The sequence below is a fragment of the Pseudomonas sp. CH61 genome (genome assembly GCF_059429415.1).
This window is the reverse complement of the sequence record NZ_CM182098.1, coordinates 6,552,983-6,566,926: the sequence shown is the minus strand read 5'-3', so window position 1 is coordinate 6,566,926 and position 13,944 is coordinate 6,552,983. Positions and strand designations below refer to the sequence as shown.

Genomic DNA, 13,944 nt, shown 5'->3' with positions numbered 1-13,944 from the left:
TCAAGCGTAGGCCTTATTGCGTGGATCGAACGATTGTTTGCCATCGACAGTCCACACTTTGAACCCCAACTTCTGGAGAGCGTTCCATGTCTGACCGCTATATCGACTTCGCCAACTCGTCCATCGGCCATCGTCTGGTCGGGGCGCTGGGCCTGCCGTCGCCGGTGCGACTGGAACGCTGGCAGGCCGGGCGCCTGCGGCCGGTGGAAGGTGCGCTGCTGATCGGCGGCGGGCCGCTGGCCGAACGCGTCAGCGCTTTCGCCAACCGTTTGACCGAGAGTATCTACCGCTACGGCGAGCAGCCGACGACTGCGACTGAATGGATTCCCGGCCACGGCCCGAAACTCAAAGCCGTGGTGTTCGACGCCAGCGAACTGCTGCACACCGACCAGCTCAAGCAACTGCGCGAATTCTTCCAGCCGCTGATGAAAAACCTCGACCACAGCGCGCATCTGGTGATTCTTGGTCGTGCCCCGGAAACCCTCAGCGATCCGTTTGCCGCCAGTGCGCAACGAGCGCTGGAAGGGTTTTCCCGTTCGCTGGCCAAGGAGCTGCGCAGCGGCGGCACGCTGCAACTGATCTACGTTGGCGAAGGCGCTGAAGATCAACTGGAAGGTCCGCTGCGGTTTTTCCTCTCGCCAAAAAGCGCGTTCGTGTCCGGACAAGTGATTCGCCTGACCGCTTGTGCTACGCCAGTGAATGACTGGACACGGCCGCTGGCCGGGCGCAAGGCGCTGGTCACCGGCGCTGCACGCGGCATCGGTGCGTCGATTGCGGAAACCCTGGCTCGCGATGGCGCCGAGGTCATTTTGCTCGACGTCCCACCGGCGAAGACCGATCTGGAAGCCCTCGCCGCCCGTCTCGGTGGCCGCGCGATCACACTGGATATCTGCGCCGCCGACGCCGCCGCGCAGCTGGTCGAACACCTGCCTGACGGCCTCGACATTCTGGTGCACAACGCCGGCATCACTCGCGACAAAACCCTGGCCAACATGACTCCGGAGTTCTGGGACGCGGTGCTGGCGGTCAACCTCAACGCGCCGCAAGTGCTGACCCAAGCGCTGCTCGACAGCGGCACGCTGCACGACAACGCGCGGGTGATTCTTTTGGCCTCGATCAGTGGCATCGCCGGCAACCGTGGGCAGACCAACTACGCCGCGAGCAAGGCCGGGCTGATCGGTCTGGCGCAGGCTTGGGCACCCACGCTGCTGGCACGCGGTATCAGCATCAACGCCGTTGCCCCCGGTTTCATCGAAACGCAGATGACCGCGCACATCCCGTTCGGCCTGCGTGAGGCCGGGCGACGCATGAGTTCGCTGGGTCAGGGCGGCTTGCCGCAAGACGTCGCCGAAGCGGTCGCGTGGCTGGCGCAACCGGGCAGCGGCGCGTTTACCGGGCAAGCGCTGCGGGTCTGTGGACAAAGTGTTCTGGGGGCTTAGGCATGAGCATCGAATGGCACACGCTGGATCGCGAACCGAGTCTGCCCGGGCTGTACGCACGGGCGGCGACGCGACGGAAAATCACCGGCACGCAATTGCCCGACAGCGGTTTGCGCTGTTGGGTCGATGTCGATGGCAAACGCTTGGCGGCCTATCGCAAGGTCTGCGGATTCGTCGATGACGGTCTGCTGCCACCGACGTATCCGCATATCCTCGCCTTTGCCTTGCAGATGCAATTGCTCACCGCCAAGGACTTTCCGTTTCCGCTGCTGGGGTTGATTCATCTGAGCAACCGCATTCGCGTGTTGCGCCCGATGGGCGGGATCAGTCGGGCGCAAGTGAGTGTGCGCGTGCATAACCTGCAGCCGCATCCAAAAGGCGCGACGTTCGATTTGCTGACCAGTCTGGATGATCAACTCGGGCCATTGTGGGAAGCCGAAAGCCAGATGCTTTGTCGCGGCGTGAAACTTGAGGGCGAGCCTGTCGAGCAGTCTTGGGAGCCGTCGCAAGCGCTGGTGGAAGTGACCCGCTGGAAAGCCCCTGCGGATATCGGTCGGCAGTACGCCAAAGTGTCCGGAGACTACAACCCGATTCACCTGAGTGCGGCCAGCGCCAAGCTGTTTGGTTTTCCAACGGCCATTGCCCATGGTTTGTGGAACAAGGCGCGAACGCTCGCAGCCCTGGGCGATCACTTGCCCAAGGCCAATCTCGAAATTGCCGTGCACTTTCGCAAACCGGTGCGCCTGCCCAGTGAAGTGACGCTGCTGGCGAGTGCGGCGGGGTCCAGTGGTGAGTTGCGCCTTGACGGTGCGCAAGACCTGGAGCACATGGTCGGGCACTGGCAACCGATTGCCTAAGCACTCGGGACACCGTTAATTGTGTGTATATAACTTAAGTTTTCCTCAGCCTATCCCCTTCCGCCGAAAAACCCAGGGCCTTGATTATCAAGGCCTTTTTTTGCCCGGCTATCACCTGGGTATTAGTCCTTAGGCACTGAATTTCGCCTTGTATATAAAGGCGTTAATACCAACTTGAGAATGGCTGAAACCTGCCCCTGGACTGAGATTGAGCACAACGGTCGAAGGCATCACCGACGACAGATCGGCGAGCCATCGAAGTCAACGAACGTTGTGACAGGTGCAAGGAATCTCAATCATGAAAACTCAAAACGTGTGGTGCAAATCGGCAATCGCTCTGGCATTGATTCTCTCCCTTGGCCTCACCGGGTGCAGCAGCGGTGGTGGCGGTCATAAAAGCAGTTCCGGCAGTTCTTCGGCGGATGGTACCGCGGGGGCTGGCGGCACTTCGGGTACTGGCGGCACGGGTGGCAGCGGTGATACCGCAGGCACTGGCGGGACCGGTGGCACGGGCGGTAATGGCGGAACCGGTGGCACCGATCCGAGCAACCCAACCAACCCGACCGATCCAACGGACCCGACCAACCCGACCAATCCAACCACCACACCGTTAGTGACAACCACCTTGGTGCAGGATGTCGGTAATACCGTCGCGGGTGTCGGCGATGGCGTTGGCCAGATCGGCGACTCCCTGAGCACCGTCCCTGTTGTCGGTGGCGTTGTACAGAGTGCGGCCAACACCGCCGGCAACGTCGTCAGCACCTTGGGAGATGGCGTGGCCAATGGCGTTGGCAAACTGGCCACCGACCCTAACGGCCTGACCACCACCGTTGCTTCGGTTGGCGGTGTAGTGACGGATGTCGGCAACGGCGTCTCCGACCTCAGCGCCAAGCTGTCCACTGCGACTGGCAGCGTTCCGGTGGTGGGCGGAGTCGTCACCAAAGTCGCGCCGTTGGTTGATGGGGTCGGTGAGAAAGTCACCATGCTCGGCAATACTCTCGACACCACGCTGACCAGCGGCCCGACCAGTCAACTGACGAACAAACTCGGCAGTAGCCTGGTGCCAGTGATTGCGATGGTTGAAAGCACCACTGACAAAGTCGGCGATGCGACCGGTCTGGGTGACCCGCTCAAAGGCGTGGTGGCGCAAGTCGGTGGCGCGGTGAACACATTGGGCAGCAATGTTACCGATGCGGGTAACGGCAACGCATTGACCAATACGCTTGGCGGCGCGTTGAGCGATACCGGCACCGCGGTCGGCAAGGCTGGCGGTCTGGTGTCCAACGGCACCGGCTCGGGTACTGGTGGCGTGGGTGGTGGTCTGGGTGGCGGCCTCGATGGTACTGGCCTGCTGCAAACCGTCGGCGGTGCCGTGGTCAACGTCGGCGCAGGGCTGAATGCCGGCAATACCAATGGCGTCGTCAGCGCCGGCGGCGTTACCGCTACCGGCCTCGGCAATACCGTCGCTTCGCTCAACACCGTACTCGGCGGATCGGGCACCCCGATCACCGCGACAACCTCACCTCTGGCCACGGTTGGCGCCACCTTGGGCACGAGTGTGAATCCGGTCACCAGCGCTGTGACCAACGTGACTCAACAAGTCGGCGCAGCGACCGGTATCGGATCACCCGTCGCAAGCCTCACCGGCCAGGTTGGCGGTGCGGTCAGCAGTATCGGCACCACCATTGCCGCGACCAACAACCCGGTCACCACGGCGGTCGGTGGACTGGTCAACAACGTCGGCGGTACCGTCGCCGCCGTCGGTGGTCTGGTCAACGGCGGTACCAGCGGGGGTACCAGCGGAGGTACCACCGGTGGCGGTCTGGGCGGTGTACTCGGCGGTCTGACCGGCGCCTTGGGAGGTAACCAACGCTAAATTGCACCTGGCCGATTCGACGGCCTCACCTACAGCGCCTACGCTTGGTTGAGGGCGGAAGATTCCCACGAGTCTTCCGCCTTTTTTCTTAGGAGAATTCAGCCCAGTGCTGTGATCTGACCATGGAGTGTCCTATGCGCGTAATGGCATCCCTGCTGTTCCTGAGTCTCAGTTCCGCCGCCCTCGCCGACACCCTGCCCAGTTTTCTCAACAGCAACGAAACCATCCGCAACCTGCCCGTGCCCAACCTGCCGGCCGACGCCTATCGCCCGAGCGCCACGCCCGTGCAAGTGCCGGACGCCGGTGCCGCTGCTGCGCAACCGCTGTTGATGGAGACCAAGATCAATTTGCAAACCGTGCAGATCGAAGGCGGCACCCTCTATCCGCTCAACGAGCTCGCCGAAATCTACAAACCCCTGATCGGCCGCCAAGCCACGCTCGCCGACCTGATCGAAGCCACGCGCAACATCACTCGACGCTATCAGCAGGACGGTTACCTGCTGTCCTACGCGTTCTTGCCGCAGCAAAATTTCAATGACGGCGTAGCGCGCGTGGTGCTGGTGGAAGGCTACGTTCGCGATATCCAGATCGAGGGCGATGTCGGCCGGGTCAGAGCGCTGCTCGACAAACTGGCAGCGAAGATCCAGGCCGAACGACCACTGACCCGCAAGACGTTCGAGCGCTACACCACGCTGATGACGCGCATCCCCGGCGTCACGATCCAGGCCCAGGTGCCACCGCCCGGCACTACCGACGGTGCGACAACGCTGGTCGCCCAGGCCAGTCGCAAACCCTTCACCAGCACGCTGAGCACCACCGAAGACAACCGCAACGGCACCCAGGCTTTGCTCGGCGTCAGTAGCAATTCGCAAACCTCGATGGGCGAACAACTGACCCTCAGCGGTCTGTTTCCACCGGGTGATGATCACGAACATTACTACCGCCTCGACTACAACCAGTTCCTCAATGACGAGGGCGCGCAACTTGCCTTGTCCGCTTCACGCTACCGCGCCGATCCCAGTACCGAAGTGCTCATCGACGGCGGTGGTCGACTCAGCACCCATCGTGAAAACGACCGCTACTCCATCGGTTTCACCCTGCCGTTGATTGCCGCCTCCAACGAATTGCTGACCGCCGGCTCGCGCCTGTACGCCGTCGATGACAAGACCCGCTACAACGGCATCAACTTCCCGTTCAGCACCGAGTTCCGCACCGACATACGCGCTCTGGCTTTCGAAGGCGACTGGCGCAAGGCCGATGCCCGGCAACTGCGGATTCTCAGTGGCGGCGTGTATCAGGGTTTCGACAGCCTGGGCGCGCATACCAACTACGACGGCATCGATCTCGATTTCTTCCGCGTACGCCTGTCCGGCGTGCAGAGCAACAAGTTCCTCGACAACTGGCAAGGCGTGCTGTCCGCCGCGCTGTACTGGAGCGACGACAGCCTGCCCGACAGCGAGCGCGCGGTGTTCGGCGGGCAGAATTTCGGTCGCGGTTATCCCGACGATCAAGCGTCCGGCGACAAGGGCTGGGGCGTGGCGTACGAGGTCAACTACAGCTTCAACCGCGACGGCAACTGGGTGCGCATCCTGCAACCGTATGTCGTGCTCGATCGCTCGCGCAGCTGGTTCAATGAACTGCCGGTAAAGGCCAACAACCTGTCATCCGCGGCGATCGGGTTACGGTTTGGCGACGCCAAGTACTACAACATTGCACTGGAAGCGGCGAAGGCGATGTCGGATGAAGCCTTGGACACGTTCAATCGCAGGCCGCGGTACAGCATCAGTTTCAGTTATCAGTTGTAAGCTGAAACACCAAGAGGCTTCGGCAGTGGCGGGTGGAATGTACAACCGGCAGAAATGGGTCGGATTGCAGGGCGCCTTCGCGAGCAGGCTCGCTCCCACAGTTGAATCAGGTGCATCCAGAGAGAGATTGATCGGCTGTCGGGGCGCCATCGCCAGCAGGCTGGCTCCCACAGTCAAATGGGGTGCATCCAGAGTGAGATTGATCAGCTGTCGGGGCGCCTTCGCGAGCAAGCTCGCTCCCACAGTTGAACTGGGTGCATACAGAGAGAAATTGGTCGGTGAGCCCACCTCGCACCGCGTCGCTCCTCACCACTCAACAGGATGAGCGTTAGCTCGGCTGCAGCTCTTGATCTTGATCCACGGGCGACGTCGGAAGGCTGAGTGGAGGGATTGATCCGGGGGTGGGAGCGCAGCGACCGTTTGGCGCAGCCAAACACAGCGAGAGGAGGTGCAGCGAAGCAAACCGTAGGCGCTGCGCCCGGATCGATCCCGCAGCGAAGGAACCCCGAGCCTCAGCGAGCGGGCCGCACGCAGGAGCAAGCCTTTTTGGTTACTTTTTCGGCGTCTGGAAAAAGTGACCCGCCGTAAGGGCCATCCCTTTCAAGGTCTTCGGTAAAATCCCCTGAAATTTCATTCAGGGATCCCCAAACGATGTGGGCCGATGTTCTAGCGCGTTTCGAGAAAAAAGCACCCGCCAGTGTCATGGCTAAATTGGCGCTGGAGCAGGCTATTGCCCCTGAGTGGGTCGATCAGGTTTTCGAAGAGCATCGGCAACGGCAGTATTCTCGTGAGCTACTGTTCTCGACCATCGTCAAGCTGATGTCCCTTGTTTCATTGGGCCTGAAGCCATCCCTGCACGCCGCCGCGCGGCAACTGGAAGATCTTCCTGTCAGTTTGGCGGCTCTCTACGACAAGATCAGTCGTACCGAGCCGGCGCTGTTGCGCGCCCTGGTTACGGGCTGCGCTCAACGCCTGACTCCAACCATAAAAGAGCTGGGTTGCACGACGATGCTGCCGGGTTGGCAGGTTCGGGTAGTGGACGGTAATCACTTGGCATCCACTGAGAAACGTCTGGGAGCTTTACGTCACGAGCGCGGCGCCGCTCGTCCCGGTTTTTCGGTGGTGGCCTACGACCCCGACCTCGATCAGGTCATCGACCTTCAGGCGTGTGAGGATGCCTACGCAAGCGAGCGTGTTTGCGTGCTGCCGCTGTTGGCTGATGCCGAGCCGGGCCAAGTGTGGTTGGCTGATCGACTCTATTGCACGCTCCCGGTCATGGAAGCTTGTGAGCAGGCCCAGACCTCCTTTGTCATTCGCCAGCAAGCCAAGCATCCACGCTTGATTCAAGAAGGTGAGTGGCAAGAGCCGGTGCCTGTGGAAACAGGCACTGTGCGTGAGCAGATCATCCAGGTCAGAGGCGGTTACCAATGTCGGCGTGTCGAACTGACGCTTCATTCGCCAACGGACTCGGGAGACAGCAGCTTGATGTTCTGGAGCAACCTACCCCAAAGCGTCAGTGCACAGCAGATCGCAGAGCTCTATCGCCGCCGCTGGAGCATTGAAGGTATGTTCCAGCGACTGGAAGCGATTCTGGAAAGTGAAATCGAAACCCTTGGCAGCCCAAAGGCTGCCTTGCTCGGGTTCGCCACTGCGGTATTGGCCTACAACGTCCTGGCCGTCCTCAAACGAAGTGTCGAGCAAGCTCACCGGGAGACTCAGCCTGAAGGATGGGAAGCCTCCATCTATCACTTGGCGGTTCAGGTCAGGAGTGGTTATGAGGGAATGCAGATTGCGCTGCCCTCGGAATATCTTCCCGTTGTCCCTCTGGAGCAACTGGCCCAACGCTTGTTGGAGCTGGCCAGAAACATCCAGCCCAAACAAGTTGCGAAAAGCCCCCGCGGTCCCAAGGTGCCTAAACCCAAGACATGGGTTCAAGGTACAGCGGTCCATGCTCATGTCTCAACGGACAGAGTTATCAAGGCTGCCAAAACGAAAAGACCTTGAAAGGGATGGCCGTAAGGGCGGAACCCTAAGCCGCCGTTACCGCAGCAACGGATATCTCCCCAATCACCCAGCCACATTACTCCGAGGCTTGGGAAACAGATTATCCAAAGTCTCCAACAACCTCAGGTAATAAATCGGCTTGCGAAACAGATCCACCACCTGCAACCGCAACAGATCACTGACGTCTTCCATATCAGCATGCCCCGACATCACAATCACCGGCAAATGCTGGCGCGACGTATGCTCACGCAACCGCTTGATCAACGACATCCCGGACTCTTCAGGCATACGCAAATCAGTAATCACCAACGCGATGTCGGGATGGCGAGTCAGGTGATGCAACGCCAGCTTCACCGACGTTGCGGTATGACAGACAAACCCCTCCCCCTCCAACAACTCCGCCAGCTCCAGCAACGCGTCCTCTTCATCGTCAACCAGAAGCAATTGTTGCCGGGGCGGCTGGGGAGCAGTCATGGGCAATCCCTGAAAACTGAAAGTGAACCCGAGTGTAGCCCGACATCAGCCGGGTATTGAGCTTCGTTTCAACTCAGGAGGACGGTGCAGGCGTGGTCGACACGGCCGTTCCACCCAGCGCCACCAGCAAGTTGTTGAACATGACCACCACACGGCCACCCACTGGCGTGACGAACACGATGACCACCACCGCGACCATCGCCACCACAATCGCATACTCGATGGCCGATGCAGCGTCATCATCGGCCAAGAAACTGCGAGCACGAATCATCAGGTATTCAAAGAGCATCGCCGTTCTCCTTGATCGTCAGGGTCTGGTCACGGCAGTGCCGCCCAGTCCGGTCAAAATGTTGTTGAAGTAGAACAACACCCGATTACCGAGGGGGGTCACAAATGCCACAACCACAACGGCCACCATCGCCACCACGATCGCGTACTCGATAGCCGATGCCGCCTCCTCGTTTCTGAACAACAGACGCACTCTGGCCATCAAGTAATCAACAATCATCTGGAACATACATCCACTCCTTCGCGCCTCTGGCGCCGATGTCGCACTACAGCGGCAAGGTTCCACCGTGCCATTTGAGCATTGTCAACAAACCCCCACCCAACAACTGTAAGAACGGATTAATCACAAAGGATTAATCACATCGCGAAGTTGCCGGTTGCTGCTGTTAATTGGCCAAGACTCATACTTTAGTGGGTTATTTTCCTGTCAGTAATGGCGTTTTGGCTTGGATCAGCTAGCGTGGAAATAGCGAAATAGTTGCATGTTCATAGCTGCCGGATTGGGAACTTCTCTCGTAAGCAAGTGCGGTGGGTAGTGCAGCAGGAAAGGGAGAACCGTCATGAACAGTCGCGTCACCATGGGCCTTGCAGCCATTCTTATGCTTGGAGCGATCTTTGTCGGTTACTGGGGACTGGTGCTCAGTCGTCAACCGGCGCCTGTCGCCGAAGCCCCCATTGCCCCAGCCGTCAGCGTTGAAAAAACTGTCGCGATCGCCGAAGACCAGACCCGCCAACCCGTGGTGGTGCTGCTGCACGACGTGCCACCCTTCACTGCGCTGACCGCCGCCGATGTAGCGGTGGAAAAACTGCGCAGTGCACCGGCGGGCAGTTTGAGCAACGTCGACCAGGCCGTCGGCCGTACGCCGTGGCGGCACCTCAGCGCCGGCACTTGGCTGAACGATGAAAGCTTCAGCGCCGGCGGCTCACTGGCACGCATGATTCACAGCGATGAACGCGCCCTCACCGTGGCCGTCGACGAAGTGATCGGCGCGGCCGGGCAACTGATCCCCGGGGATTACGTCGATGTCTTGCTCTACCTGCGCCAGGATTCCAGCAACCTCGAACAATCTGCGCAGATCGTTTTACCGGCCATGCGCGTACTCGGGGTCGGTGACCAGTACGGCCTGACCAACGATGGCCAACCGGCCTCGCCGGCCCTCAGTGCAGACGAAAAACTCAAACAGGATCAACGCCGCATCGCCGCGCGCACCGTGGTGCTGGCAGTGCCAGAGCAACTGCTCAGTCGCCTGATGCTCGCCACGCAGGCCGGGACCTTGCGCCTGGCCGTGCGCAGCAGCGAAGAACAACGCCTGGCCAAATACTGGGCCGGTGAAGATCAGTCCACGGCCCACCTCGACACCGCCAACCGACAACTGGTCCAGTTCACCCAACTGGCCTTGAGCGGCGCCCCAAAAACGCCTGCCAGTGCCGGCTCCGGAAGCACGCCACGGCCGGCGGTGGAAATCATTCGCGGCAACCAGATCACCCAACAAAACCCATGACTGCGCAAGGATCCAAGGGCATGCAGAGTCGTTTCACGCCGACATTCAAATCCATGCTGCGCGCCCTGCTACTGATGGGCCTGTCGATGGACGCCGCGTTGGCGGCGGTCGGCAACTGTTCGGCACTGGGGCGCATGCCGCCGGTGATCGAAATCGGCGAAGGCTTTCAACAGGACGTACAGTCGCCGGTAGCGATCACCCGTCTGGCGATTGGCGATCCGAAAATCGCCGACGTGCACGCCAACGGCAGCTCGTCCTTTCTGCTCACCGGTGTTGCGCCCGGCGCCACCAGCCTGATGGTCTGGACCTCGTGTTCAAGCGAGCCACGCCAGAGCATGGTCTTTGTTCAGGGCGCCGCCACTGCCGCGATGACCGGCACCCTGCCATCGGATGACCCAAACCTGCCGTCCCAGGTGCAGACCGATATTCGCTTCGTCGAAGTAAGCCGCACCAAACTCAAGGAAGCCACCGCCTCACTGATCGGCACGCGCGGAAACTTTCTCTTCGGTTCGCCCGGCACCCTGCCACCGATTGATGGTGTGCCGCAGCCCCGCCTGCCGGTGGACAACTCGTTGTTCAACTTCTCGTGGATCGGCGGCAAGACCATGGCGATCATCAACGCCCTGGAAACCAGCGGCTTCGCCTATACCCTCGCGCGGCCAAGTCTGGTGGCACTGAACGGCCAGAGCGCAAGCTTTCTGGCCGGCGGTGAAATCCCGATTCCGGTGCCCAGCTCCGGTAGCGACAGCGTGTCGATCGAGTACAAGGAATTCGGTATCCGCCTGACCCTGACGCCAACCATCATCGGCCGCGATCGCATTGCGTTGAAGGTCGCCCCGGAAGTCAGCGAACTGGACTTCAGCAACGCCGTACAGATTGCCGGCACCACTGTGCCGGCCCTGACCATCCGCCGCACCGACACCAGCGTGTCGCTGGGCGATGGCGAAAGCTTCGTCATCAGCGGCTTGATCAGCACCACCAACAGCTCGCAGGTGAACAAGTTTCCCGGCCTCGGCGATATCCCGGTGCTCGGCGCCTTTTTCAAAGGCTCGCAGATCAAGCGCGAAGAACGCGAACTGCTGATGATCGTCACCCCGCATCTGGTCCAGCCACTGGCCGCCGATGCGCAACTGCCGTCGTTACCGGGCGAAAAACTGCGCAACTACGACCCGAACTTCTACCGCATGTTCTTCCTTGAAAACGGCAACTTCGACAAGCGCAGCGGGTTATCGCAATGAGCCAGAGCCTGAGCCAGACCTTTCTCGCCATCACCCGCAACAGCACCGATCTGGAGTGGCTGCAAGGCGCGCTCGCACCGTTGGGCCAAGTGGTCAGCGCCGGTGGCGGCAGCCTCGACGAACTGCTGGCGCTGGTGGACGTGACCTTTGCCAATCTGGTGTTCGTCGGTCTTGATCGCGAGCACGTGGTCGCCCAGAGCGCGTTGATCGAAGGCGCGCTGGAGGCCAAACCGATGCTGGCGATCGTGGCCCTCGGCGACGGCATGGACAATCAGTTGGTGCTCAACGCGATGCGCGCCGGCGCCCGCGATTTTGTCGCCTACGGTTCGCGTTCGAGTGAAGTCGCCGGCCTGGTACGGCGCTTGAGCAAACGCCTGCCGCCCGTGGCACCGAATACGCAATTGGGCGGCCTCACGGTGATGTATGGCGTGCAGAGCAGTTCCGACGGCGCACTGCTGGCCAATCACATGGCCTTGGTGGTGCAAAAAAGCGGTCAGCAAACCTTGTTGCTTGATCTCGGTTTGCCGCGCGGTGACAGCCTCGCCCTGCTCGGGCTGGAGAGTTCGTTCCACTTCGGCGATGCCTTGCGCCACTTGCGCAGGCTCGACGCCACGTTGATCGACAGCGCCTTCACCAGTGCCGAAGCCGGCCTGCGCATTCTCGCCTACGCCAGCAACGACGAGCCGCTGGAAAACACCAGCGCCGCCGAGCTGTACATGTTGCTCAGCGCCTTGCGCCAGCACTTCCAGCACATCGTCGTGAACCTCACCGGGCAGACCGACAGCGAAGCCTTGCGCACCTTTGTCAGCCACTGCGACAAGTTGCTCTGGTACACCGATCAGAACGTGCTCAACTGCCGACGCAACCTTGCCGTGCTCAATCTGTGGCGCGAAAAAGGCATGAAGCTCGACCACGGACGCCTGCTGATCGACCGCTACTTGAGCAATGTCGCGCCCGATTCGGAAACCCTCGGCAAGACCTTCAACCTGGAAGTGATTGCCACGCTGGCCCTCACTCCAGAAGTTCGTCTGAACGCGAAAAACCAGGGTGTCAGCCTGTTCGAACTGGCCCCGCGAGAAAAGCTCACCCAGAGCCTGCGCGCCCTCGGCGAACGTCTGGCCAAACGTTCCGAAGGCCTGGCCAAACCGAAAGTGACCTGGTTCGACCGTTTGCGAGGCACCTCATGAGCGCAGAAAAACTCTTCGGCGCGACACCCCGCAGTGGCGTCGGCAACAGCGATCACGAAGGCCTGAAACTGGTCCTGCATCGCTACATCATCGACGCTCTCGAAGAGTCGGGGAAAAACCTGCTGGAAGGTTCACGCCAGCAACTCGCGCAATTTGTCACCGACAAGGTCGCCGAGTACATCGCGCGTTTGCACCTGGCGATATCGCGCTACGAAATGGAGCGTCTGGCCGAAGAGATCGTCGACGAGCTCACCGGTTTCGGCCCGCTGGAAGTATTGCTGCGCGATCAGTCGGTAACCGAGATTCTGGTCAACGGCCCGCACCGGGTGTTCATCGAACGCGACGGTGTGCTGCACCAGAGTGACCTGCGGTTTATCGACGCTCATCACGTCGAACGCGTGATGCAGCGCATCCTCGCGCCACTCGGTCGGCGCCTCGACGAATCTTCGCCGATGGTCGATGCACGCCTGCCGGATGGCAGCCGGGTCAACGCGATCATTCCGCCGATCGCCCTCGACGGTCCATGCCTGTCGATTCGTAAATTTCGCAAGGACATGCTCAAGAGCAGCGACCTGATGGCCATGCAAACCATCGACCTGTCGATCTTCGAGTTTTTCCAGGATGCCGTCGGCAAGCGCTGCAACATCCTCATCAGCGGCGGTACCGGCACCGGCAAAACCACGCTGCTGAATATTCTCAGCCAGTTGATCAACCCGCACGAACGTCTGGTGACCATCGAAGACGTCGCCGAATTGCAGCTCGGTCACCCCCACGTGGTGCGCCTGGAAACCCGGCCGCCGAACGCCGAAGGCCACGGTGAAGTGAAGGCCAGCGACCTGATTCGCAACGCCCTGCGGATGCGCCCTGACCGGATCATCCTCGGCGAGATTCGTGGCGTCGAAGTGGTCGACGTCCTCACCGCGATGAACACCGGTCACGACGGCTCGATGAGCACCGTGCACGCCAACAATGCCCAGGATGCGCTGCTGCGCCTGGAAACACTGGTCGGCCTGACCGGCCGCTCCATCGCCGAACGCACCCTGCGCCAGATGATCTGCGCCGCCCTCGACGTGATCATCCAGTTGACGCGCATGCCCGACGGGCGCCGCTGCGTCAGTGAAGTCGTGGAAGTGGTCGGCATTCGCGAGGACGTCTACGTCACCAACACCCTGTTCCGCCTCGACCGTCGCAGCGGTTTCGGCTTCCTGCGCGAAGCCGTCAATCCGGCCGGCGACAAGCTGCGCCACGAAGCGCATCTGAGCTGACGGCAAGGA

12 protein-coding genes are annotated in these 13,944 nt (G+C 60.9%); 9 read left to right on the top strand and 3 right to left on the bottom strand.

What is annotated here, in order from left to right; genetic code table 11:
• Positions 1–86: 86 nt before the first annotated feature.
• The 5 genes from AC5SEM_RS29440 to AC5SEM_RS29420 all read left to right on the top strand — a co-directional run bounded on the left by AC5SEM_RS29440 (position 87) and on the right by AC5SEM_RS29420 (position 7,981).
• On the top strand, positions 87–1,439 hold the full coding sequence (locus AC5SEM_RS29440; protein WP_077570838.1) for a 3-oxoacyl-ACP reductase: 1,353 nt from the start codon (positions 87–89) through the stop codon (positions 1,437–1,439).
• Between the two features lie 2 nt (positions 1,440–1,441).
• Positions 1,442–2,296, top strand: coding sequence for a MaoC family dehydratase (locus AC5SEM_RS29435; protein WP_495471867.1), 855 nt, complete (start codon positions 1,442–1,444; stop codon positions 2,294–2,296).
• Positions 2,297–2,594: 298 nt separating this feature from the next.
• Positions 2,595–4,172, top strand: coding sequence for a collagen-like triple helix repeat-containing protein (locus AC5SEM_RS29430; RefSeq protein ID WP_495471866.1), 1,578 nt, complete (start codon positions 2,595–2,597; stop codon positions 4,170–4,172).
• 134 nt (positions 4,173–4,306) lie between these two features.
• Positions 4,307–5,977 (top strand): ShlB/FhaC/HecB family hemolysin secretion/activation protein, encoded by a 1,671-nt coding sequence (locus AC5SEM_RS29425; protein ID WP_137217622.1) that lies wholly within the window; start codon positions 4,307–4,309, stop codon positions 5,975–5,977.
• A gap of 702 nt (positions 5,978–6,679) precedes the next feature.
• Entirely contained in the window at positions 6,680–7,981 is a 1,302-nt protein-coding gene (locus AC5SEM_RS29420) for an IS4 family transposase (protein WP_495473472.1), read from the top strand.
• Positions 7,982–8,044: 63 nt separating this feature from the next.
• Here the strand turns inward: AC5SEM_RS29420 and AC5SEM_RS29415 are convergent, their stop codons facing one another.
• The 3 genes from AC5SEM_RS29415 to AC5SEM_RS29405 form a co-directional block, all read right to left on the bottom strand.
• Positions 8,045–8,455 carry a response regulator gene (locus AC5SEM_RS29415; RefSeq protein ID WP_495471865.1) on the bottom strand — a complete coding sequence of 137 codons (411 nt, stop codon included), beginning with the start codon at positions 8,453–8,455 and terminating at the stop codon, positions 8,045–8,047.
• A 73-nt stretch (positions 8,456–8,528) separates the two neighbouring features.
• Complete coding sequence (locus AC5SEM_RS29410) at positions 8,529–8,744, bottom strand: Flp family type IVb pilin (RefSeq protein ID WP_311998267.1); 216 nt, start codon at positions 8,742–8,744, stop codon at positions 8,529–8,531.
• A gap of 18 nt (positions 8,745–8,762) precedes the next feature.
• Positions 8,763–8,972 (bottom strand): Flp family type IVb pilin, encoded by a 210-nt coding sequence (locus AC5SEM_RS29405; protein ID WP_228759302.1) that lies wholly within the window; start codon positions 8,970–8,972, stop codon positions 8,763–8,765.
• A gap of 331 nt (positions 8,973–9,303) precedes the next feature.
• Between AC5SEM_RS29405 and cpaB the strand changes: the two genes are divergently transcribed.
• The 4 genes from cpaB to AC5SEM_RS29385 are packed head-to-tail and all read left to right on the top strand — an operon-like array spanning position 9,304 to position 13,935.
• A complete protein-coding gene (gene cpaB / locus AC5SEM_RS29400; RefSeq protein ID WP_495471864.1) occupies positions 9,304–10,245 on the top strand; it encodes a Flp pilus assembly protein CpaB in 942 nt (313 codons plus the stop codon).
• Between the two features lie 20 nt (positions 10,246–10,265).
• Positions 10,266–11,483, top strand: a complete 1,218-nt coding sequence (locus tag AC5SEM_RS29395; RefSeq protein WP_495471863.1) for a type II and III secretion system protein family protein — start codon at positions 10,266–10,268, stop codon at positions 11,481–11,483.
• Positions 11,480–12,670, top strand: coding sequence for a CpaE/TadZ family protein (locus AC5SEM_RS29390; RefSeq protein ID WP_123596019.1), 1,191 nt, complete (start codon positions 11,480–11,482; stop codon positions 12,668–12,670). Before AC5SEM_RS29395 ends, AC5SEM_RS29390 begins: the two co-directional genes overlap by 4 nt.
• Entirely contained in the window at positions 12,667–13,935 is a 1,269-nt protein-coding gene (locus AC5SEM_RS29385) for a TadA family conjugal transfer-associated ATPase (RefSeq protein WP_123596017.1), read from the top strand. The genes AC5SEM_RS29390 and AC5SEM_RS29385 overlap by 4 nt, the downstream gene beginning before the upstream one ends.
• Positions 13,936–13,944: the final 9 nt, after the last annotated feature.